Origin of the sequence: Trichocoleus sp. FACHB-40, from assembly GCF_014695915.1 — a bacterium.
Classification (GTDB): Bacteria; Cyanobacteriota; Cyanobacteriia; order Cyanobacteriales; family FACHB-T130; genus Funiculus; species Funiculus sociatus.
This window is the reverse complement of sequence record NZ_JACJPF010000098.1, coordinates 320,837-342,507: the sequence shown is the minus strand read 5'-3', so window position 1 is coordinate 342,507 and position 21,671 is coordinate 320,837. Positions and strand designations below refer to the sequence as shown.

21 protein-coding genes are annotated in these 21,671 nt (G+C 46.5%); 11 read left to right on the top strand and 10 right to left on the bottom strand.

Features of this window, described 5'->3' with window-relative positions; translation table 11 throughout:
• From H6F63_RS22455 to H6F63_RS22430, 6 genes are all read right to left on the bottom strand, one after another.
• Positions 1 to 377: helix-turn-helix domain-containing protein (locus tag H6F63_RS22455; protein ID WP_190639624.1), on the bottom strand; the 377-nt coding region annotated here is incomplete at its 3' end.
• Positions 378 to 416: 39 nt separating this feature from the next.
• On the bottom strand, positions 417 to 1,907 hold the full coding sequence (locus H6F63_RS22450; RefSeq protein WP_190639623.1) for a dynamin family protein: 1,491 nt from the start codon (positions 1,905 to 1,907) through the stop codon (positions 417 to 419).
• A 254-nt stretch (positions 1,908 to 2,161) separates the two neighbouring features.
• Positions 2,162 to 2,956 carry a Uma2 family endonuclease gene (locus tag H6F63_RS22445; protein ID WP_347276828.1) on the bottom strand — a complete coding sequence of 265 codons (795 nt, stop codon included), beginning with the start codon at positions 2,954 to 2,956 and terminating at the stop codon, positions 2,162 to 2,164.
• A 280-nt stretch (positions 2,957 to 3,236) separates the two neighbouring features.
• Positions 3,237 to 3,572 (bottom strand): ribulose bisphosphate carboxylase small subunit, encoded by a 336-nt coding sequence (locus H6F63_RS22440; protein ID WP_190417469.1) that lies wholly within the window; start codon positions 3,570 to 3,572, stop codon positions 3,237 to 3,239.
• Positions 3,573 to 3,636: 64 nt separating this feature from the next.
• The gene (locus H6F63_RS22435) at positions 3,637 to 4,035 is read right to left on the bottom strand and encodes a chaperonin family protein RbcX (protein WP_190639622.1); all 399 of its coding nucleotides are present in this window, start codon (positions 4,033 to 4,035) and stop codon (positions 3,637 to 3,639) included.
• A gap of 137 nt (positions 4,036 to 4,172) precedes the next feature.
• The gene (locus tag H6F63_RS22430; protein ID WP_190417467.1) at positions 4,173 to 5,603 is read right to left on the bottom strand and encodes a form I ribulose bisphosphate carboxylase large subunit; all 1,431 of its coding nucleotides are present in this window, start codon (positions 5,601 to 5,603) and stop codon (positions 4,173 to 4,175) included.
• A gap of 408 nt (positions 5,604 to 6,011) precedes the next feature.
• Here H6F63_RS22430 and H6F63_RS22425 point away from each other — a divergent pair, with 408 nt between their 5' ends.
• The 3 genes from H6F63_RS22425 (at position 6,012) to panB (ending at position 8,666) form a co-directional block, all read left to right on the top strand.
• Positions 6,012 to 7,142, top strand: coding sequence for a two-component regulator propeller domain-containing protein (locus tag H6F63_RS22425; RefSeq protein ID WP_190639621.1), 1,131 nt, complete (start codon positions 6,012 to 6,014; stop codon positions 7,140 to 7,142).
• 73 nt (positions 7,143 to 7,215) lie between these two features.
• Entirely contained in the window at positions 7,216 to 7,764 is a 549-nt protein-coding gene (locus H6F63_RS22420) for a hypothetical protein (protein ID WP_190639620.1), read from the top strand.
• A 116-nt stretch (positions 7,765 to 7,880) separates the two neighbouring features.
• Positions 7,881 to 8,666: a 3-methyl-2-oxobutanoate hydroxymethyltransferase gene (panB, locus tag H6F63_RS22415; RefSeq protein WP_190639619.1), complete on the top strand. Its 786-nt coding sequence runs from the start codon at positions 7,881 to 7,883 to the stop codon at positions 8,664 to 8,666.
• 79 nt (positions 8,667 to 8,745) lie between these two features.
• Here the strand turns inward: panB and H6F63_RS22410 are convergent, their stop codons facing one another.
• From H6F63_RS22410 to H6F63_RS22395, 4 genes are all read right to left on the bottom strand, one after another.
• Complete coding sequence (locus H6F63_RS22410; protein WP_190639618.1) at positions 8,746 to 9,123, bottom strand: hypothetical protein; 378 nt, start codon at positions 9,121 to 9,123, stop codon at positions 8,746 to 8,748.
• A 155-nt stretch (positions 9,124 to 9,278) separates the two neighbouring features.
• On the bottom strand, positions 9,279 to 9,647 hold the full coding sequence (locus H6F63_RS22405; RefSeq protein WP_190435773.1) for a hypothetical protein: 369 nt from the start codon (positions 9,645 to 9,647) through the stop codon (positions 9,279 to 9,281).
• A gap of 91 nt (positions 9,648 to 9,738) precedes the next feature.
• Positions 9,739 to 10,008 carry a hypothetical protein gene (locus H6F63_RS22400; protein ID WP_190639617.1) on the bottom strand — a complete coding sequence of 90 codons (270 nt, stop codon included), beginning with the start codon at positions 10,006 to 10,008 and terminating at the stop codon, positions 9,739 to 9,741.
• Between the two features lie 241 nt (positions 10,009 to 10,249).
• Positions 10,250 to 11,905: a mechanosensitive ion channel family protein gene (locus H6F63_RS22395; RefSeq protein WP_190639616.1), complete on the bottom strand. Its 1,656-nt coding sequence runs from the start codon at positions 11,903 to 11,905 to the stop codon at positions 10,250 to 10,252.
• 261 nt (positions 11,906 to 12,166) lie between these two features.
• On the opposite strand from H6F63_RS22395, the gene ahcY reads away from it, so the two are divergent.
• The 8 genes from ahcY to H6F63_RS22355 all read left to right on the top strand — a co-directional run bounded on the left by ahcY (position 12,167) and on the right by H6F63_RS22355 (position 21,570).
• Positions 12,167 to 13,444 carry an adenosylhomocysteinase gene (gene ahcY, locus H6F63_RS22390; protein WP_190417457.1) on the top strand — a complete coding sequence of 426 codons (1,278 nt, stop codon included), beginning with the start codon at positions 12,167 to 12,169 and terminating at the stop codon, positions 13,442 to 13,444.
• Positions 13,445 to 13,594: 150 nt separating this feature from the next.
• Complete coding sequence (locus H6F63_RS22385; protein WP_190435785.1) at positions 13,595 to 14,200, top strand: DedA family protein; 606 nt, start codon at positions 13,595 to 13,597, stop codon at positions 14,198 to 14,200.
• Between the two features lie 250 nt (positions 14,201 to 14,450).
• Entirely contained in the window at positions 14,451 to 15,824 is a 1,374-nt protein-coding gene (locus H6F63_RS22380) for a DUF3370 domain-containing protein (RefSeq protein WP_190639615.1), read from the top strand.
• A 397-nt stretch (positions 15,825 to 16,221) separates the two neighbouring features.
• A complete protein-coding gene (locus tag H6F63_RS22375; protein WP_190639614.1) occupies positions 16,222 to 16,386 on the top strand; it encodes a hypothetical protein in 165 nt (54 codons plus the stop codon).
• Between the two features lie 97 nt (positions 16,387 to 16,483).
• A complete protein-coding gene (locus H6F63_RS22370; protein ID WP_190639613.1) occupies positions 16,484 to 19,177 on the top strand; it encodes a CHAT domain-containing tetratricopeptide repeat protein in 2,694 nt (897 codons plus the stop codon).
• Positions 19,178 to 19,279: 102 nt separating this feature from the next.
• Positions 19,280 to 19,762, top strand: coding sequence for a Fe-S cluster assembly sulfur transfer protein SufU (gene sufU / locus H6F63_RS22365; protein WP_190435797.1), 483 nt, complete (start codon positions 19,280 to 19,282; stop codon positions 19,760 to 19,762).
• 6 nt (positions 19,763 to 19,768) lie between these two features.
• A complete protein-coding gene (locus H6F63_RS22360; RefSeq protein ID WP_190639612.1) occupies positions 19,769 to 20,287 on the top strand; it encodes a Ycf51 family protein in 519 nt (172 codons plus the stop codon).
• A 140-nt stretch (positions 20,288 to 20,427) separates the two neighbouring features.
• Complete coding sequence (locus tag H6F63_RS22355; protein WP_190639611.1) at positions 20,428 to 21,570, top strand: iron-containing alcohol dehydrogenase family protein; 1,143 nt, start codon at positions 20,428 to 20,430, stop codon at positions 21,568 to 21,570.
• Positions 21,571 to 21,671 lie beyond the last annotated feature (101 nt).

Genomic DNA, 21,671 nt, shown 5'->3' with positions numbered 1-21,671 from the left:
TGAATCCCAGTTATGCTTTCTAAATATGTTGCTAATCTTTGCGCTGTCCATCTGCCAAAGTCGTATCCTAATTCTTCTGGCTCTTTATCTATAGTTTCTAAGAGGATTTCTATATATTTATCTGTAGCTTTTTTATGGTTCCCCCTCATCCTCTCATCTTTTAAACTTTCTAAATTGTCTGGATCTCCATGAATACACCAGTAAGACACTTTATTTATTGAACAACCCAAAAACTCGGCAATTTTAGCTTGCGTTTTTCCATCATTAAGCAGCAATAGCATGAGAATTCTTTCTCGGATATGTCCATTATCCTCTTCCTTTAATGCTTTTTGTAGTTTCTCTACTTGCTCTTGATTGAGATAATTTTTCGCTGGCATCTTTCACTTGTTAGACTAAATTTACTTTCGGATTATACTTTATTTAAATGCTGAACAGCTTATCTCTCGCCAAATAACTTCCCAGTTGATATCGTTATCTGTCCGATTTGATACTTGTTGACGAGTTTTTTTTGTTGTGGGTTTTACAGATTTGCTAGACCTGGAATCGGCAATCTTCTCAAATTCCTCTTGTATATTGGCTTTAGCACCCTTAGCGAAAATATTGATTCCTCGCTCAAATCCTTTGATTAGTATTTGTTTTTGTCCATCTACGGACTTCTTTACAACTTCAACTTTTCTTTTGCTAGACTCGGCACGTTTACGGTACTCTTCTACTTTTTCTTTGAGAGTTTCCAGCTCCATCTCCCAACCGCTGATTTGTGTATTTAGAGTATCTTCTATCGCTTTAGCAGCTTTATCAAGTTTTGCCAAAACATCATTTAAAAGGTTCCATCCAGAGTTCTGAACAACAGTTTGAATTACAGACTGTTCAATTCGAGAGATGTTACTATCTTCTAAAGCTTGTGGTGCAATTTTACGAGGAGCCGGGGTTACTAGATCGCCTTCCTCATTTTCTGTAGCATATCTGGCACTAAAGAATCTTTTGAAATTCTTTATGTGACTATCTGTTGCTGTATTTTGCAAGATGAGTTTGGCTAACAATCCTTGCCATGCACTTGCTGGATAAATGATTGGCTCTGGAATGCCAAAACCAATCAAAGCTTTTCTCAAATCTGCTATTACGTTTTCTATATCGCGATCGCCCTCTGCTTTTCGGTCAACTTTGTTCAGAATAAAGTAAATTTTTCCAGTATTTTGTGCTAGAAACTCTCCGCGCTGTTCGATTAAGTCTTGAAGTAGCTCAGAATTAGTATTGTCCTTGAATGAGGAGTAATCCAAAACAAATAAAATCGCATCACAGGTTCGCAGTGCTTCCAAAGCTGTCTGCTTAAGTGCCACTGTGCTGAAACTCGCAGATTCCCACTCGTTAGGGCCAGGAGTGTCAACTAAAGTAAAGCCCGTCAGAGATGAAAGTTTGCTAATTGCTTCAATAGGATGCTGTAGCTCAAAGCGTGTTGTATTATCGCTATTAGCTGTAGTCCTAAGCTCGTGGGTACGATCTAGGAATTTTTGCCGAATTACTCCAGCCTCACCTTCAGCGATCGCAATTGATTTCCTTTGCCCTTCTCTGTACTCCAAAAGTCTTGGCGTAGCCTGTGGATCAATCGGACGAATATCTGTGCGACATACGGTACAGGCTTCTGATTCGCTTGCTAAAATATCAGCCCCAATTAGAGCATTGAGAAAGGTACTCTTACCAGCTTTCATGGCTGCAATAACAGCTACCTGATACTTCTGCTCCTTTAAAGCATTCAGGGCTTTCTTGATATCATCCTCAACACTCTGTAATCCTTTCGTATCATATCCTTCACTGAGTCGTCCAGCTCGAAGTTCTTGAAGGTACTGCCACAGGCGCGTACCAGCCCTGTAGATACTTTCGTGTGTTTCCTGAAACTGTTGAGAAGACATACTTTGATGATTTTTAAGTGAGAAGAGCGAACGTTAGCAACAGCTTAAACGACACCAAAAAGTATGGGAAGGGTATTTTTACTGAGATGAAAAGGCGCGATCGCACTTTTATAATCACTCCAAGGCGATCGCGTTTTCGCTCCATAACCTAAAAATAATCATATGGAGATGCGATCGCTCTCATCTTCTCATCAATAAAAATAGCGATCGCATCTATTTTTTCCTGTTTAAATAAGGGATATTACGCCTATTATTTAACTCAATTGATCTGGATCAATACCCAACTCGCGTAGTTTTGCTGCTAGCAGTTCTGCTTTAGTTTGGGCGGCTGGAAAAGAAGCGATCGCATTCTCTTCTGGAGTTAGAATCATTTCACCAGACTGTGTAAACCAGCGCAACCAAACGCGGTTGATGCGTTCGTAACTACCTTCCCACAAACCTAAACTTAGTCCTAGTTCTGGAACCGAAAAGCGATCGCTTTCTGGGGTCATGGATTCGTAGTGACCCCCAACTAAATGAAAGGCTTGAACTTCATTCGTGTAGCGACTGAAAACAAAGTAATAAGGAACGCGGAGAATTTGTTCGTAAACTTGCCATTTAGTCGGCGGTTTTCCTGTTTGGAATGTCCTACCCAAGTCTATAGCCCTTTGGGCATACGCTTCGCGATCATCTTCCGTACCGGGGGACAATAATTCAACTACGACAAACGGACTGACTTGTTCTTGCCACATAACGTAACTCATCCGCAAGTCGCGACCTTCGTAGAGTCGAGAAACTCCCACAACTGCAAACCAGTCGGGACGTTTGTACCAGTTGGGATGATGCCAGTCATAGTATAGGTTTAGGTCAGCACCAACAAAAACCTCCTCCGGATCGTAGTTAGACGGCTGGAAGGTTTGGGGCAGCATCGGGGGCTGAAATTCGTGATATTCGTCAGGCAAACCAGGTTCCTCTGGGTCTTCGCTAGGCAGATCGTACATCGTCGGCAAAGTTTGCCGGGGTGAAAGAGGCGGATCGGATTGAGCTATTGAGTGAGGAAAGCTAGTCACGACTGATATCTGGCGCTACGGATACTTTACAGGATATCAACTGTTGGAAGTGAGGGCGATCGCAATACGGTTTCTTATAAGATAATGCAGCCTACCCAACATATTTGTAGATTAATTCCCACAAACACCCAAAACCCTTATATGGAAGCGCACTCCTAATTTCCAACAAAAAGGAGAGGTAAACTTATCTACCTCTCCTTTCTTGAATAATTTACGAGCGCATTGCAAAAGCAAAAAGAAAAAATCTAAAATGATTTTTTCTTTTTACATGATTGCCGTATTAATAGCCTCTTTGGTTGGGCTTGGAAACGATGAAGCTGAGAACTTGGCACTGCTTCACGTTATCAAAACCTACTACACGGATGTAGCCGGCGGAATACTCAGAACGGCAAGCTTTTACTTCATTGAGAACTTCTTGTGTGGAGCCTGCATTGAACAGAGGCAGTTTCCACAGCGTCCAGTAGTGCTGTTCTGGGTTAGACTCTTCGCTAAATTCTACGGCTGGGATATAACCTTGGTCGAGAATGTATTGAACTTGTCTGCTAATTTGGGCATCGCTGAGCGGTGGCAAGTAGGAGAGGGTTTCGTAACGACGCTCTTTAGGTAAAGTTCTCATGGTTGGTGTGAATAGTTTCCTTGTGTGTATGTCTGCTGAAAGTTCTGTCAGCTAACAATCGAGGTTATCCAGGCTCGCCTGGTGCATCGGTTTGCGGTTCGGGCTGGGAACTGGGATCAGGTAAATTGAATTGCGTAATTCGCTCCAAATGCTGACGCCGATATTCCACATTAGACTGCTGAATGCCAGCACGAACCATCTCAGGCAAAAAGTCTGCTACTTCTTCTGCTAGATGCTGACGCACGGTCAGAATCCGCAATGCGATGTCTGGTTTCTCCCGGATTAATTCCAGTAAGTAAGCTTCTCCATCTTGGATTTTGCCCGTTGAGGAAAAGTTACTCAGCCAGATTGCCGAAGGAGGATTTGTTTCGCTCAACTGAGCGACAGTAATTTTCACTGCTTGATAAGTCAAGTAGCTAATCAGCGTCTTAGCAGTGTCTTTGGCAACTTGTTTGAGATCCATTTTTGACCCCAGCCACAGCAATTTTAGATTTTAGATTTTGGATTTTGGATTCTATTAGGTTAATCCAAAATCACGCGATCTTTTGGGAAGAATCAATCTCCCCAAAAATCGCTTCAAAATCCGTAATCCAAAATTGATTACAGAGTGTCCATTGCCTCGAACTCGAACTTGATTTCCTTCCAAAGTTCGCAAGCAACAGCCAACTCTGGACTCCACTTGCAAGCTTCGCGGATCACGTCGCCGCCTTCGCGCATCAGGTTGCGTCCTTCGTTACGAGCTTGGACACAAGCTTCCAAGGCAACACGGTTGGCAGTAGCGCCAGGAGCATTACCCCAAGGGTGTCCCAAGGTGCCGCCGCCGAATTGCAGGCAGGAATCATCGCCGAAGATTTCAACCAGCGCAGGCATATGCCATACGTGGATACCACCGGAAGCTACGGGCATCACACCAGGCATAGAAGCCCAGTCTTGAGTGAAGAAGATACCCCGTGCGCGGTCTTGTTCGATGTGGTCTTCGCGCATCAAGTCTACGAAGCCCATCGTGATGCCTTTTTCGCCTTCCAGTTTACCGACAACGGTACCGGAGTGGAGGTGGTCGCCACCAGACATCCGCAAGCACTTAGCCAATACGCGGAAGTGGATACCGTGGTTCTTCTGACGGTCGATCACGGCGTGCATAGCGCGGTGAATGTGCAGCAGAATACCGTTACGGCGGCACCATTTGGCGAGGGTGGTGTTAGCGGTGAAGCCACCCGTCAGGTAGTCGTGCATGATGATTGGGGTGCCGATTTCCTTAGCGAATTCAGCCCGTTCCATCATTTCTTCGCAGGTGGGAGCAGTCACGTTTAGGTAGTGACCTTTGATTTCACCTGTTTCAGCTTGAGCTTTTTCAATGGCTTCTTGTACAAACAGGAAGCGATCGCGCCAGCGCATGAAAGGCTGGGAGTTAATGTTTTCGTCGTCTTTGGTGAAGTCCAAACCACCGCGCAGGACTTCATAGACGGCACGACCGTAGTTCTTGGCTGATAAACCGAGCTTCGGCTTAATCGTACAACCCAGCAAAGGACGACCGTACTTGTTCAGTTTGTCGCGCTCAACGGTAATCCCGTGAGGAGGGCCTTGGAAGGTTTTGAGGTACGCCACAGGAATTCTTAAGTCTTCCAAGCGCAGCGCACGTAAGGCTTTGAAACCAAACACGTTGCCCACCAGAGAGGTCAACAAGTTGGTAACAGAACCTTCTTCAAACAAATCCAGGGGATAAGCAATATAGCAAATATACTGGTTGTCTTCGCCTGGTACTGGTTCGATGTCGTAGCAACGACCTTTGTATCTATCCAGGTCTGTCAGCAGGTCTGTCCATACTGTTGTCCAGGTACCTGTGGAAGATTCAGCAGCAACAGCAGCTCCAGCTTCTTCTGGAGGAACACCAGGCTGAGGCGTAACCCGGAAAGCCGCCAAGACATCAGTATCTTTGGGGGTATAGTCTGGGGTGTAATAGGTGAGTTTGTAATCTTGAACTCCGGCCTTATACCCAGTCTTCGTCTGAGTTTTTGTTTGAGAGTAAGCCATGTCTTCCTTCCTGAGGGAATTCTGAAGGTAGTTACGGGTTTTGAGCGATCCCGTACATCTTTCTTTATTGTTTTTTAACTATACCAGTAAGGTAATAAGTTGAAATTCCAATCTTTTTCTGACTTCCATAACTTTTATTTATTAAAACAATTCGTAATATTTTTTTACAGATAAATCCTTGACATATTGGCTAAATGAATAATTTCAATATTTTTTTTTATGAGCCAAGCCAAGCGATCGCGCACCAAATGTTGTATATTAATAAACTTTCTTTAAAATAACAATGCTCAAAAGAGCCGAACGGTAGACACTTATCGGAACTAAAGCAAGCATTGTGTAGCTGAGGCAAGATTAAATAGAGTAAATTCAATCCTGTATATCAGCCAAATGAAGAGAGGCGCGATCGCAATGGCATTCTTGAGTAGGCGTATTGGTTTGTTTATCAGTGCCACACTGCTTTCTGTGAGCCTGCCACTGTGGGGAATCATCCAATCACAGCACACCAATAATAGCCGCGTACTGGCTCAACAACCCGTCGAGATAGACCGGGGAGACGACCTCCGCACCTATCCACCATCATCAGCACCACCTGGACGCAGACCCTTGCCTCCGGAACGCCGACGACAAGAGGCAACCCCAATGCCTGCCGATTTTCGCATCACTGCCTTGCAGCCTGGGTATACTGGCAGTCTCTGGGTTGGTTCCTGGCAGAGTTTAACGCGGATTAATCCCAGCACTGGCAACATTTTGGCGCGAATTAGTCTGCCCAACTACACCATCGGCGCGATCGCCCAAGACCGAGTAGGACGAGTTTGGGTAGGAACCTATGAAGGGCTGGTACGGGTAGACCCTCGTAGTAATGAAGTGACAGCGCAAAATTTCACCTTACCTTCTAATCGAGTATTGTCGCTGTTAATTGACCGTCGGGGCTATTTGTGGGTAGGAAGCGATCGCGGTCTTGCCATGATCAGTCCCGACCAGGGATTACTGATGACAACGGTACAAAAGCTACCCGGAGTATCTGCTAACGCCCTCACCCTAGATCGAGAAGGTCATCTGTGGGTAGGAACGCTTGAAGGATTAGTGCGAATCAATACCGCCAACGCCTTTATCCTCAAGCGAGTGAAAGATATCCCAGGCACCACAGTACAAGCCCTCACCCTAGATTCCGACGGGAAGATTTGGGCAGGAACACCCAACAGTTTGTTAGTCATTGATCCCAAAACAGGTGATGTGTTGCGTTCTGTAACCCCATTGCGGGGACGCAACGTTACCTCTGTGCGCTTTGCACAAGATCGCAGTGTTTGGGTAGGTACAGAGAACGGCCTGCTGAGATTGAATCCCAATACTGGCGCTGTCTTGGATCAAGTTGCCAACCTGCCTTCTAGCCGGATTCTTTCCCTAGCAGCTGATGTCAGTAATAAATTGTGGGTAGGAACCAGCGAAGGACTGGCTTGGATCAGCTTGACAACCGGGCGCGTCACACCGCATTTAGCCTTTGTTCGTGGCGAGGACAACCAGCAAGTGTTCACTCCGTAGCTATACGGAATAATTCAGCAGGAAGTTGAAGTTTAATACCGATGACTTCTAGTTAATTAAGGTTGACACTTCCATGCTGAAAAAACTTGCCAAAACAATTGCCATTGCTGCTGGTGCTGCTGGTGCTGTATCTACTATCGGTCAAAGCGCGATCGCACAGGCTACCAATCCCGGAGACATTGCAATTAATACCATCCGCATCGAAAGCACCCTTGATGCCAGTGCTAGAGTGCGCCAGGGTTATTTTGAAGTTCCTAACCGAAATACTACCGTTTCTGCCTTCGGTGGTCGGATGCGCTTGTATGATGCTCACATGGCGCGGATGATTGCCTTGAGTCATCAATTTTACTGCCAGCAACCCTACTCTGCTGGAATTGAAAAGGTAATGGTGTGGGACTACCGCGCCAACAACGGTAGAATCAACATGGGTACTTTTAATATGCCCTGCACGTTGGTAGAGCAGACAGTAAGCGCCTATGGTCTTGGTAGATCAGTACCAATGGAAGTAGAGCTTCCGGACGGCTCTATAGGGGTTTTCAAAGTGCGTACCCTAGATATTCAAGACGGCAGGGAAACTAGAGATTTCCTGAGATTTGTGCAAAGTATTAGACCAGAGCGCTGAAATAGTTTTTAGTTAGTAGTTAGGTAGGGCGGGTCATACCCACCCTACTATTAGCTAACAAGATCAAACCTCAAGACGCTATAAATCGCGTCTAGAACAAAACTTCTAACTTGTTTATGGCAATCACCACCCAGCAATTAATCCAGTGGAAACAGCAACATCGTCCAATTGTGACGCTGACAGCTTGGGATTATGCGATCGCGCAACTATTAGACGCAGCTGGGGTGGATATCATCCTGGTGGGAGATTCGCTAGGGATGGTGGCGCTAGGATATGAAACAACGCTCCCATTAACGCTGGATGATATGATACACCATGCCTCAGCGGTGTGTCGCGGTGTCAACCGGGCGTTAGTAATGTGCGATTTACCGTTTTTGACTTATCAAGAAAGTTCCCAACAAGCGATTCACTCAGCCGGAAGAATTTTGAAGGAAACGGGCGCTCAAGCGGTGAAAATGGAGGGAGGATATCCGGCAATGGTAGAAACTATTGCTAGAGTCGTGCAAGCTGGGATTCCGGTGATGGCTCATGTAGGTTTAACGCCGCAATCAGTACATCAGCTAGGCTACCGACAACAGGGGAAAACACCAGAAGATAGAGAAAGAATTTTACTTGAAGCGATCGCTCTTGAACAAGCTGGAGCCTTTGCCGTTTTGTTGGAACATATCCCCGCCCAGTTAGCGTTGCAGATTACGCAAAAGTTGTCGATTCCCACCATTGGGATTGGTGCTGGCGTTCACTGCGATGGACAGGTACTCGTCACCGCCGATTTATTAGGACTTTCCTCCCGACAACCGCCGTTTGCTAAATCTTACGCCAATCTGCGAGAAACAATTACCCAGGCAGTACAGGAGTTTAGCGGCGAAGTGCGATCGCGTCAATTTCCATCGCAGCAACCTTAAACGTAGAGTTACGCAAAGTTTTATTTTGCGTAACTTTGGGCTATCCTTGGCGTTCTTTGCGTTTAAAAATGAATTCGGATCATAATAGCGGGTCAAGAGGCTCACAAAAATTGTTTACACCAAGTTGAGCCACATACATCAAAACGGGCGTTACTAGGAGACTTGGGCAAAGTTTCGTTGCTGCCAAATGTCCCATCATTAAGGCAAATTGTCCATTTACCAGATCGTCGCGAAATTCTTCTTGACAGATAACAGCACGGCATTTTTTAGCTAAACCGGCGAACCATTCTGCATTAGCTATATCTGGTTGCTGTCCCACTCGAATTGCCAGCACCATCGCCGCATCTTCTAAATCTCCTTCACAATCTTCTATCACATCCAGAGATATCAGAGCATCGGGATAATCTGCCAAATCAGAGCGAAATTTTGCAATGTCTTCGGATGTAACTATAGTCATGGGATTGTTCTTAAAAGTAGTCTAGCTAAAACTCAGCTAGGCAATTACAACCATTGTGCCTCACCCAAAGAAAAAGGTGGGCAAAAGCCCACCTTACTTGTTTGTAGAAACACCGATTTATTCCATCTTCCGGTAATCGGTGAAGCTTTTAGCGGTTAGACACCCACTAATTCAAGGGCTTCGGAACCAGCAAGCTGCCTAGCGATCGCCATCCGCGTTTCTAGCTTGGCAACGCTAAACTGGTTGCGGAGATACTCTAGATGAGCTACGGCGTTAGCCCGTTCAGCAGTTAAGCGCATCACCGTATTTAGTGCGTGTTGGTACTCCAGATTCACCATTAACAATTCAAAGCGCCGACCTTTGCGTTGATTGTCGTTTTTCAAATCAGGCTCGAATGCTACGCTTTTATCAGCACTCGCTTCCATCCGATTAACTACCATTTGCGCTGCGGTAAGCTGAGAATCAATCTCATTAACAGTTTGTGCAGCTTGAGCGATCAGAGCTGGATATTGACTCAGTTTCATTTGCATCTTACGTGAGGAGAATACTTATATAGAAAATTCTGTACTAGCCCGCGCAGGCGGGCGAGAGTTCGTTCGCTCTTGACTTTTGTTGTCAAGGCTTCGCCACTAATTCCTTGCGTTGCAACTTTTGCGTTGCTGACACATCCACGGAAACCCTCTCTGGCTGGGCAATTGGGGCTTTCTCCAAAACCTGAACTTCGATATGGACAGCAACCAGGTAAGAACCAGCCTCCTCTCCCACTGCATCGGCAATCAAGGCCGCCAAGTCGGGGCGTTCAGCAGTGATCGGGTTCCTCAAGGTGCAACGATCCCATTCATGCTGCGCGGAAGGGTTGAGGGTGAGAATGTAGTGCTTGGTCATGGGATAAAAACTTGACTCCATATGGGGTTCAGGCATTTGCTCGACTTGATTAGCCCACCTCTTTATTATAGTATATTTGTACTAAAAGTGGCTGTTATAGGGTCGATTTATACGCTTTTTTTTAATGTGCGGCTACAAACAGATCCCCCCTTGCCTTCTCATGATTAAAAGGGCAAGGGGGGATCTGTGAAACGCTTGATCAATCAAGAGTTGAGCGTCATGAACCAGCAATCATCAGCAACTACCGGATTAGCATTTTAGACTCGTGTCCATCCATCTGAGCTTTGGCTGGTAAAGATTGGTTAAACCAAATCTCTTGCTGAGGTAACGGAATCGGCACGCCAGCCTCATCAAACGCCACTTTCAGGCGGCGGCGAAACTCCCGCGCTACGTCCCATTGCTTCAGGGGCTGGGTTTTAATCCAAACGCGGATAATTACGCCCCGTTCTCCAAAATTATCAACTCCCAGCACTTGGGGTGCCTCCAAGATTTGCTGTAGCCAAATCGGGTCGCGGCTCATTTGTTGGGCAATATCATCAATCAGCTTCAACGCCTGATCCACATCAGTGTCGTAAGCAACAGGGATATTTAAGTCAGCCCGCGACCAGTTGCTGGAAAGGTTGGCAACGATTTTGATTTCGCTGTTGGGAATTGTGATCAATCGCCCTTCAGCATCGCGGACTTGGGTAATTCGCAGATTGATGTATTCCACTAAGCCGCCGACATCTCCCACAGCGATGACATCGCCGACTGCATACTGGTCTTCTACGATGATTAAAAAGCCGTTAATCGCATCTTTAATCAGGTTTTGGGAGGCAAGAGACACGGCAACGCCAACTAAGCCAGCACCAGCAAGCAAGGGGGCAATATTCACTCCCAACGTAGTCAGGGCAACCAAGATGCCAATCCCGATGCAGCCGAGGGTGGTAATACTTTTGGTGACGGCAGAAATGGTAGAAACTCGCAGTTGCACGCGGCGAGAAGCTTCTGGGGTGAGTAAATAACTACTGGCTAAAGCAGCGGCGAATCGGTCATTCAGGACGTAGGACAGACGAATTACCAGGTAAGTACCCAGTCCGACAATTCCCACCAGCAAAGGAACTTGTAGGGCAGAGAGGGCTAAAACCTGGACTATACGGGTGTAGGGAAACAAACCCAGGATAATCAGCCCTCCACCGCCCCAAATGCCGCATTGAGCCAGTTGATACAGACGGCGCTGAACTTCTTGTAAATTTCCCTTTTGCTGTTGAGTCAACTGGGTGGTAACTGGATGGGCTGTTGGGGGACTAGCGGATGCTGCTAACCGTATTTGCGATCGCTTGCGCCAACGTCCTAGACTCCAGCTAGCCACCACCATCCCCAAAATCAAACTACCAGCGATCGCGCTAGATCGAGTTATAAACTGGGGTTCTCGTTCCTTTTTCGCCCGAACCAAACCCTCTTGCAGCGATTCTCTCAGCTTTTGGGCCCGTGTATCCAAATCTACCCCTTGCAAGTTCGCATCCGGTTGTGTAACCGTCAGCACAGGTTGATCGTTGACAACAATAACTGGCAAATTATTTTGCTTTGTGATCTCAACTTGCAGTTTAGCGGCATCATCCTGCAAGTATTTGTTGCTAATATTTTCCAATCTCTGCTGAATATCTTGAATCCGCGCTGGTAACTCCGATTTTGGTGCTGCAACTTGAAACAGACAGCGACCATCCAAACGGATGCAACCAGCAACCACATTGCTTTGCGAGTCATTCAGCGGCAAGCTGGGAATGGGCAGTTGCAAATTCTGCGGCAGTGGGGTTTGTGCCTGAACTGGAGATACTACCCACCCAGCGAGCAGAATTGATCCAGCTAGACTTGCCAATGCCTTTGGGCGAATCGCCCAATCAGATTTAGAACGCATTTCCAACCTCCGGAATATGCTTTTGAACACAAGTACATCAGTCTGAAGCAGACTAAGTACAACTGCCTATGTTAGTCATTCATCTCCAGATGCGTGTGATTTTGAGTCTGAGTTTTGAATTTTGAATCAAGAAGTTCTTTTAGATTGAACATTTAAAAGCATTCAGGACTTCCATCTGAGGACTGAGGCTACCGTTTTACCTGCCCAGTCGAGTAATCTAGTGAGAACTGCAAGTTTAATTTTTGTTGAGAAGCCAATCTAATGACTGCAACTGTTACTCAGCCCAAGCACGAAGTCAAAGACCTCTCCCTCGCGCCATCTGGCAAACAACGCATTGAATGGGCAGGTAGGGAGATGCCCGTGTTGAAGCAAATACGCGATCGCTTTGCCCAAGAAAAGCCCCTCGCAGGTATTCGTTTAGTTGCCTGCTGCCACGTGACGACAGAGACAGCGCATCTAGCGATCGCTCTCAAAGCCGCTGGTGCTGATGCCCTGCTAATTGCCAGCAACCCCCTCTCTACTCAGGATGACGTTGCTGCCAGCCTCGTCGCCGATCATGGCATCCCTGTCTTTGCTATGAAAGGTGAAGACGCCGAGACTTACACTCGCCACGTGCAAATCGCCCTCGACCACAAACCCAACATCATCATTGACGATGGTAGCGATGTGGTTGCTACCCTGATTCAGGAACGTCAACACCAGATTGCCGATTTGATTGGCACCACTGAAGAAACCACAACGGGCATTGTCCGCCTGCGCGCCATGTTCAAAGATGGCGTTCTCACTTTCCCCGCCATCAATGTCAACGACGCTGACACCAAGCACTTCTTCGATAACCGTTACGGCACCGGGCAATCCACCCTGGATGGCATTATCCGCGCCACCAACGTTCTGTTAGCTGGTAAAACCATTGTGGTTGCTGGCTACGGCTGGTGCGGCAAAGGCACGGCACTTCGGGCGCGGGGAATGGGTGGCAACGTGATTGTCACCGAAATTGACCCGACCAAAGCGATTGAAGCGGTGATGGATGGTTTCCGAGTGCTGCCAATGGCAGAAGCTGCCCCTGTAGGCGATTTGTTTATTACTGTCACTGGCAACAAGCACGTCATTCGCGCCGAGCATTTCGATGTCATGAAAGACGGGGCGATGGTTTGCAACTCCGGTCACTTCGACATCGAAATCGACCTAAAATCCTTGGGTGCCAAAGCGACTGAAGTCAAGGAAGCGCGGAACTTCACCCAAGAATACCGCCTCCAGAATGGTAAATCTGTAATTGTTCTGGGCGAAGGACGTTTAATTAACCTGGCGGCTGCGGAAGGACATCCCAGTGCAGTGATGGATATGAGCTTTGCTAACCAAGCTTTAGCTTGCGAACACCTCGTCAAAAACAAAGGCAAGCTGGAACCCGGTTTGCACTCCATTCCAGTCGAGATTGACAAAGAAATTGCACGCCTGAAGTTGCAAGCAATGGGCGTTCAAATTGATAGCCTGACCCCAGATCAAATCGAGTACATCAACTCTTGGACTTCAGGCACATAAAAGGTAGCCAGTAGTCATTAGTTATTTGGGAGCCAGAGCCTGCTTTCCCTCGTTCCCAGGTTCAGCCTGGGAACGAAGATATAGAGGCTCTGCCTCAGTTTTTAGTGCACTATCTCAGTAATAACGCCATTAATCAAAGGAATTCACTCAATGGTTGATTGGATAACCAACACAATGCAATCTCTGGGGTATGTCGGAATAGGACTGCTGATGTTTTTGGAGAACCTATTCCCTCCTATTCCCTCAGAATTGATCATGCCGCTAGCAGGTTTTACGGTGGCAAAAGGGAATATGAACTTTGTGCTGGCGGTTACAGCAGGAGTGTTGGGAACTATGTTGGGCGCACTGCCCTGGTACTATGTGGGCAAACTCGTAGGCGAGGAAAATTTAAAGCGATTAGCCAACAAGTATGGCAAGTGGATTGGGCTATCCAGCAAGGATATCGACAAGGCAGATAATTGGTTTGATAAGCACGGTGGTAAAGCAGTGTTTTACGGCCGCTTGGTTCCGGGTGTTCGCACTTTAATTTCGCTTCCGGCAGGCATCAGCGGTATGCCGTTGGTGCCTTTTTTACTGTACTCAACCCTTGGCACTACATTATGGGTGGGTTTGCTGACCTATGCCGGATACGCCCTGGGAGACAACTATGAACTTGTGGAGCAGTATCTTGGCCCGGTTTCTAAAATTGTGTTTGTGGTTCTAGTTGTTGCCTTTGTTATCTGGCTTGTGATGAAACGGAAGAAGAAACAAACTTAAAGACATAAAGGCGTTTGAAATTGAATTAAACCGGATTTTATCCTCCTAATAATATTAATTAGGGAAATGTAAAATGCCTTTTAATTTACCGTATTTGGTGTACAATCTCCATGCGGTAAAAGGTAAATCTTAACTTCTGATAAACTGAAATGCACCATTGTAAACAATCGGGAGGCAGAGTCTCGATTTGATAGGGATGCAAAATTTCAGTTTATAAAAAATCGTAAATTTAATCTGTGTCGAGGTAAAATTGCTGCCATTTTTACTACTTTTTCTTCTTGCCCAAGAACCAACACCTGCACCAAAAGAAGTGGTGCAACCTCAAGAGGTTTTCCCATTACCAGGAAAACTGGATAAGGTTCCAGTTTTTAATAGCAATAGCCCGGAATTGGTGCAGACAGAGGGGATTTTGCTGTCTACATTTCCCCCTACTGGCAAAATTCCAAATGCTCACTTAAATTTGCCACTCCAGGGACGCTTTGATGTGTTTGCCCACCACATCGCTAAGGCGGCGACTCCAGAAGACTTGCGGACTCTTTATCTGGGGATAATAGTGCATAATCCCGGTACGAAGGCGGTGACGGTGGATATCTTGCAGGCGGCGAGTTATCTGAGTCAGCCGGATGCGCCATTTGTACCGATGCCCTCTGTGCAGGAGAATCCCTTGGGTAGAGTTTACGCTGGCCCAGGCGATCGCGTAAGTAATGACATCTTGCGAGGCATTCGTCAGGCAGGTTTTCCCGCTCAGTTAGTCATTCCACCAGGGCAAAGTAAACTGTTGTTTAATCAGCCGATTCCGGTGAAGACGCTAACGCCGCCGTTGAATGGTCGCTCTACGTTGATGCGGCTGCACAGCGACGCGAATGTGTATATTGCTAGTTTAGGGATGTATGCGCGGCAAAATCCTGATGGCAGTGAAAGAGCGCCAACTTTGTCAGAATGGCAGACGCTGTTAAATACTGGTAGTTTAGCAGGGCCGCGCGATCGCGCTCCCACACCACCAGAACGAAGCAACGGCCAATTTCTCTACGGTCGTGTTGCTGGTGTTGCCCAAGGTTCTGTGTGGAAAGCTAGGCTAGTGGAAGTTCCATCTGCCCAGCATCGCAGCATTCCCCCGCGAGGATCAGCATTTTCCTATGCTTTGAATACCCTGCCTCGTGGCACGCTAGGCACCTACCAGAGTCAAAGTGCGCCGATGAAAGTGCGTTATCCAGACACCGCCTATCGCGCTCACGGCAACTACGGCATTCAGTACAGCCTGAGTTTACCGTTAATCAATGACACCAGCGACACCCAAACTGTGACTGTGGCTATCCAAACACCGATTAAACAGGATCAGCTGCAAGGGGGACTGCGTTTTTTGGAACCACCTGCACCACAAGTCTTTTTCCGTGGTACTGTCCAACTCCGCTACAACAATGACCGAGGTTTGCCGCAAATTCGTTACGTGCATTTAGTACAGCGTCGTGGTCAACAGGGAGAACCTTTGGTAACTTTGAAGATGCCACCAGGAGATACACGTTTGGTGCAAGTAGACTTTCTCTATCCCCCAGATGCTACCCCGCCCCAGGTTTTGACTGTGAGAACGCAAGCAAATTCACCCGAAGATACTCTTGTTAAATGAAGCAACACTAAACATTTACAACAAATTTAATATTCTTTTTTATGAAATTTTAATAAAAATTTAATTAGATTACGTATAAGTATTGATCGAAAAATACTAGTATATGATACTAAAACAGTAATTAAAAAATAGGTGCAAGCTGCACAAACCCAAATTATGGAAAAAACTTCAGGGTAATTATTGCAGCGAGAAAGGGTTTGAGTTCGGTAAAAATAATAATTTTGGCAAGATTTATATGAATAATGCTGTCAGAAGCCTGCGTTGTCTGCTGGTAGTTTTTCCGTTGTTAGGAGTTATCAGCAGTAAATTGATACAGGCACAAACTAGTATTGTTCCAGGGGCTGACGGCACTATGCCACCCAAACATTCGTAGGCAAAGACGCAACTATCAAAGCTGATGCTATTAGCAATGGCAATGGCGGTAGAGTTATTTTTTGGACAGATAAGACGACAGATTTTTCCGGAAATATTAGCAGCAAAGGCGGCACCAAGTCCGGTAACGGCGGATTTGTTGAGGATCTGGGAAGGACAATCTAGCTTTTGTCCCTCGCCCTATAACTAACGGGTAAACAGTCAACATATCGGTTCAAGATAGACCCTTTATACCCATAATTACCGAACCCGAACCAGTCACTAACCCAGGTACTAATCCTGTTAATGTGACTGTGAGTGTTACTGGCACTAACCCTGTTACTGTTACTACTAATACTGGTGCCACTGATACGGCTACGGATAAAGCTGACAGACTAACAACAACAGATATACAGTTGATTTCGTTGAGCAATGGTATTTCTGCCTCGCATGGATTTGATAGTAATAATATTCTTGGTGTCGATGACATCCTTAAAAACAGGTTAAATGCACGTCATGCTAACCGCGTGATGCGGAACAGCGATGGAACGCTGAAATTGTCAACGGCTGAAACATCTGCTGTGTGCGCTGCACAACTGCAAGATCCGCGATCGCAAAATCTGCAACTACGAGATCCGCGTTGTTTGCAAGAACAACCCGCCGCACCAGTAGCATCAGCGTCAGCGCAAAATAGCCGTAAACTGGCGGCAGATCGACTATTACAGCAAGGTTTTGAACAGTATCAGCCGAATCAGGTTGAATCTGCTGTCCAGTCTTGGCAACAGGCATTAAGAATTTACCAGGAACTCAAAGACGTTCCGGGGGAAGTTGCTGCTAGAGGTGTTCTGGGTGCGGCTTCTCTGGTTCAGGAAAACTACAGGGATGCGATCGCGCTCTTACAGCCATTTTTGACTATGGAGCGGGAAAATGACAATTCTAGCGGAGGAGGACAAGCACTCTCAAATCTGGGAATTGCATACAAAGCTTTGGGAAATTATGCAAACGCGATTGCATCCCATCAGCAAGCTTTGGCAATTATGCAAGAAACCAAAGACCGTCAGGGAGAGGGTCAGGTTTTAACAAATTTAGGCAATACTTATGAAGCTTTGGGTGAATATGACAAAGCAATTAAATCTTATCAGCAGAGTTTAACTATTGTACGGGAAATTAAAGATCGTTCAGGAGAAGGGATAGCATTAGGAAATTTGGGAGCTATTTACGCTAATTTGGGCAAGTATGACGAAGCAGTTAAATCTTACGAACAGAGTTTAGCGCTCGCCCAACAAGTTAACCACAAGGAAGGACAAGGAAGTTCCCTAAACAATCTTGGATCTGCTTACTACGTTCAAGAGGATCATGTCAAAGCGCTTGGTTACTATCACCAGAGTTTAGCGATCGCTCTCACAACTAGCGATCGCCAGTTGCAGCAGAAAGCACTCTCGAATTTAGGAATTGCTTACGAAGATTTAGGTGACTACGCCAAAGCAATTGAACATCACGAGAAAAGTTTAGATATCGCGCGATCGCTTGGTGACAGACGCGGCGAGGGAATGGCTCTGAATAATCTAGGACATACCCTATTTACCTCTGGCAAACTCCCAGAAGCAGAAAAAAAACTTCGCGATGCAGTTGAAGTTTTGGAATCTCTGCGACCGGGATTAAATGATATCCACAATGTCTCACTTTTTGATACGCAAGTTCTTACCTACAGCCTGCTGCAACAAATCCTCATCGCTCAGAAGAAAGAAGATTCTGCTTTAGAAATTTCCGAACGGGGACGAGCGCGTGCTTTTGTACAGTTACTGCAACAGCGGTTATCTCCTGAAAAATCTGCTCGATCTAAAACTAATTTAAACCCTCCAACAATCGCGCAAATCAAAAAAATTGCTAAAGAACAAAATGCCACACTGATTGAATATTCAATTGTTCCTGAAGAAGAATTCAAAGTACAAGGTAAACTCAGAGGTAAGGCCTCTGAACTCTTTATTTGGGTAGTTCAGCCTACAGGTAAAGTGGCGTTTCGCTCAGTTGACCTTAAACAGCTACGGCGGCAAAAAAATTCGTTTGAAGATTTGCTGGCTGACAGTCGTATTTTACACGGACCTAATCTTGGCCAAGGAGAAGCTGCTAGAGAGAAACTTCATCAAGTGCTGATTCAGCCGATTGCTGAATTCCTGCCCAAAGACCCAAATTCCCACGTAATATTTATCCCGCAAGACAGGTTGTTTCTGCTGCCTTTCCCGGCGCTAAAAGCTCCCAATGGCAAATATTTAGTCGAGCAACACACAATCCTAACATCTCCATCTATTGAGGTGCTAGACTTAACGCGCCAGCAACAGCAACGTATAGCAACGTTGCATAGAACGTCTCAACATAGCAAAGATGTGCTAGTGGTGGGCAATCCGACAATGCCAACAATGCCCGCAAAACAGCCTGGGCAAACGCCTCAGCAACTAGACCCATTACCGGGTGCAGAACAGGAAGCGCAGACGATTGCTAAACTTTTGAACACCACGGCGATTATTGGCGACAAGGCAACGAAGGTTAATATTGTGCCGCAGATGTCTAAAGCGCGGCTGATTCATCTAGCAACCCACGGATTACTTGATGATATTCAAGAATTAGGTGTTCCCGGCGCGATCGCTCTGGCTCCATCAAAGAATGATAATGGATTCCTCACTTCAGGAGAAATCTTTGACTTGAAGCTAAATGCTGAACTTGTGGTACTGAGTGCGTGTAATACGGGACGCGGTGAAATTACCGGAGATGGTGTCATCGGGCTATCGCGATCGCTGATTTCAGCAGGGGTACCCAGCGCGATCGTATCCTTGTGGGCGGTGCCTGATGAGCCGACTAACGTTCTAATGACAGAATTTTATCGAACTCTACAAACAAACCCTAATAAAGCCCAAGCATTGCGAAGCGCAATGTTAGCAACGATGAAACAGTATCCAGAACCGTTAGACTGGGCAGCATTTACCCTAATTGGGGAAGCCCAGTAGAAATAAGGATACATATCTGGGAGTGAGGTTTACCAGCCCTGCCAAAATGAGAGACACTGATAGGATCGAGAAGGATTCATAAATTTTAATACTTATCCACTCATGACTCTGGGCAACCTGCGCGACCTTTATCAACAGGTCATTCTCGAACACTACAAGAAGCCACGGCACAAAGGCAAAACTAATCCGGTGCATCGGTATCAGAAAGGACATAATCCTTCCTGTGGCGATACGATTGAGCTGACGTTGCATCTAAACGATGCAGGCAACGCCATAGAAGAAGTAAAGTTTGAAGGAGAAGGCTGCGCGATCGCGATGGCTTCTGCTGACTTGATGGCGGATGCCTTACGAGGAAAGAGTGTAAGCGAAGCCCTGGAAATGGTTGAACGCTTCCAAAACATGATGAAAGGGCAAGCTGAGTTTCCTAAAGAACAGCGAAAGCTAAACGTCATGCAAGGTGTTTCTCAGTTCCCAGTCAGAATCAAATGCGCTAACCTTACCTGGCATACTTTAAAAGCTGCCCTGGAATTGCCCAATGGCAATTCAGGAAATGGCTTTATCAGTAATGAAAAAGAAGACGCTTGATCTGCCATGCTAACGACTGCTGATTTTTTAAACTATGCCAAGTGGGCGGGTATCCTCACTCTAGCCTGCGGTGTCTTGGCAGGGCTGGGGTTTATTTTGCAATGGGGTATCCGGTTTCGCCTAGTGGGTATCACTGGCTTTATGGGCGTACTGACTGGTGGTTTGTTTGCCTTGGGTTTGGTGCCGTTAACCCACGCGGTGGTTCCGGGTGCGGTGCGCTATAAGCTGGTTTATGACACTGGGGGCGCGCAGACAGTAATCAAGGTTCCCCCAGAAATTACCGAAACAGAATTGGACGCAACCCTGCGTCAAGCCGCCAGCAACTTGTTTTCTTATGGTCGTTTAGGTCAGATAAACAATCAACTCACTATTCGCGCACGCACCGTCATCCATCCAGAACCAGGGGTTTCTAAACCGCTTTACTTGGGTGAGGTGAAGCGGAGTCTCGTCACCCGCGATGATGACCAGTTGGCTATTAAAGTTTATCCGGAAAATATCGCCCAACTGCCAAAACCCAACGCTTGAGCGTTTGTCATTATGAAATAGAGGCGGTTGCTTCCTGATACTGGAAGCAACCGCCTCAGGAAAATTCTATTTATTCGCTGTAAATTTTTTTAAGAAAAATCTTGAGAGATACCCCTATTTAGAATAAAATAGTTCGTTCTATGCCCAACCAATCTTTGCCAGATTTGTCTACTCAAACCGCTACTTCGTTGTTTTCACTCTGTGTGGCTCCCGGTCGGGTGCTGCGGGGTCAGAAGGCGCTCTCGCAAGCGGGAGAAGCGATCGCGCGTTTGGGGGATCGTCCCTTAATTGTGGGAGGCGATCGCACCCTTGCCGTCACACTGCCCCAATTGCAAGCCGTTCTAGAGCAATTAAGCTTTGCAACAGCATCTTACAGCCCAGATTGTAGCGAAGCCAGCCTAGGATCTCTGCGACAAGCAGCCACAGATTCTCAAGCCGATCTGATTATCGGCATCGGCGGCGGAAAAGCATTAGATACCGCCAAATTACTCGCTTATCAGTGCGGGTTGCCAGTAGTCACGATTCCTACCTCAGCAGCTACCTGCGCTGCTTGGACAGCTCTATCGAACGTTTATTCTGACACCGGAGCTTTTCTGTACGATGTCAGCCTCGACCGCTGTCCAGATTTGCTGGTGCTGGATTACGATCTGATTCAGACTGCGCCGCAACGCACCCTAGTAGCTGGTATTGGTGACGCTTTGGCAAAGTGGTACGAAGCTTCTGTGAGTAGCGGTCATTCTGAGCAAAGTTTGCTAATTGCCGCAGTCCAACAAGCGAGAGTCTTGCGGGATCTCTTGTTTCAAAAGAGTGCGGCCGCCCTCCTTGAACCAGGTAGTGAAGTCTGGCGCGATGTTGTCGATGCCACAATTTTACTAGCTGGGGTAATTGGTGGATTGGGCGGCGCTCAATGTCGTACAGTAGCAGCTCATGCAGTACACAATGGTTTGACTCACATCCCGGCAGCTCATGGTGCCATACATGGGGAAAAAGTCGCTTATGGTATTCTTGCACAGCTGCGTTTGGAAGAAATGGTACAAGGCAACCAATTAGCTGCTACAGCTAGACAACAGTTATTAAAGTTTTACGCTGACATTGGACTTCCTCAAACTTTGGAGGATCTGAATTTGGGTGACATCACTTTAGCTCAGTTGCGGCAAGCGGCTGAAATTGCCTGCGCTGCTAATTCTGATATCCATCGGCTACCCTTTAAAGTTGTGCCTGACGAACTGATGGCGGCAATGGTTTCTACTACAATTGGTCATTTGTCAATAGCTAATGGCTAATGGCTGGCGATTAATTAGCTATCTTTTAAAAATGTTTTGATTGAGTTACGAGGTGGCATTTCATGTTCCAATTCCTAATAAGGATTTAGAGCGCTGCCTCG

What these genes read in the sequence shown, in the direction of transcription:
- H6F63_RS22375 (WP_190639614.1), top strand. Translation starts at nt 16,222, where the DNA reads ATGCTATTAGCAATGGCAATGGCGGTAGAGTTATTTTTTGGACAGATA.
- panB (WP_190639619.1), top strand. Translation starts at nt 7,881, where the DNA reads ATGGCAATCACCACCCAGCAATTAATCCAGTGGAAACAGCAACATCGT.
- H6F63_RS22425 (WP_190639621.1), top strand. Translation starts at nt 6,012, where the DNA reads ATGGCATTCTTGAGTAGGCGTATTGGTTTGTTTATCAGTGCCACACTG.
- sufU (WP_190435797.1), top strand. Translation starts at nt 19,280, where the DNA reads ATGACTCTGGGCAACCTGCGCGACCTTTATCAACAGGTCATTCTCGAA.
- H6F63_RS22440 (WP_190417469.1), bottom strand. Translation starts at nt 3,572, where the DNA reads ATGAGAACTTTACCTAAAGAGCGTCGTTACGAAACCCTCTCCTACTTG.
- H6F63_RS22395 (WP_190639616.1), bottom strand. Translation starts at nt 11,905, where the DNA reads ATGCGTTCTAAATCTGATTGGGCGATTCGCCCAAAGGCATTGGCAAGT.
- H6F63_RS22355 (WP_190639611.1), top strand. Translation starts at nt 20,428, where the DNA reads ATGCCCAACCAATCTTTGCCAGATTTGTCTACTCAAACCGCTACTTCG.
- H6F63_RS22405 (WP_190435773.1), bottom strand. Translation starts at nt 9,647, where the DNA reads ATGAAACTGAGTCAATATCCAGCTCTGATCGCTCAAGCTGCACAAACT.
- H6F63_RS22420 (WP_190639620.1), top strand. Translation starts at nt 7,216, where the DNA reads ATGCTGAAAAAACTTGCCAAAACAATTGCCATTGCTGCTGGTGCTGCT.
- H6F63_RS22435 (WP_190639622.1), bottom strand. Translation starts at nt 4,035, where the DNA reads ATGGATCTCAAACAAGTTGCCAAAGACACTGCTAAGACGCTGATTAGC.
- H6F63_RS22385 (WP_190435785.1), top strand. Translation starts at nt 13,595, where the DNA reads ATGGTTGATTGGATAACCAACACAATGCAATCTCTGGGGTATGTCGGA.
- H6F63_RS22450 (WP_190639623.1), bottom strand. Translation starts at nt 1,907, where the DNA reads ATGTCTTCTCAACAGTTTCAGGAAACACACGAAAGTATCTACAGGGCT.
- H6F63_RS22360 (WP_190639612.1), top strand. Translation starts at nt 19,769, where the DNA reads ATGCTAACGACTGCTGATTTTTTAAACTATGCCAAGTGGGCGGGTATC.
- H6F63_RS22410 (WP_190639618.1), bottom strand. Translation starts at nt 9,123, where the DNA reads ATGACTATAGTTACATCCGAAGACATTGCAAAATTTCGCTCTGATTTG.
- H6F63_RS22430 (WP_190417467.1), bottom strand. Translation starts at nt 5,603, where the DNA reads ATGGCTTACTCTCAAACAAAAACTCAGACGAAGACTGGGTATAAGGCC.
- H6F63_RS22400 (WP_190639617.1), bottom strand. Translation starts at nt 10,008, where the DNA reads ATGACCAAGCACTACATTCTCACCCTCAACCCTTCCGCGCAGCATGAA.
- ahcY (WP_190417457.1), top strand. Translation starts at nt 12,167, where the DNA reads ATGACTGCAACTGTTACTCAGCCCAAGCACGAAGTCAAAGACCTCTCC.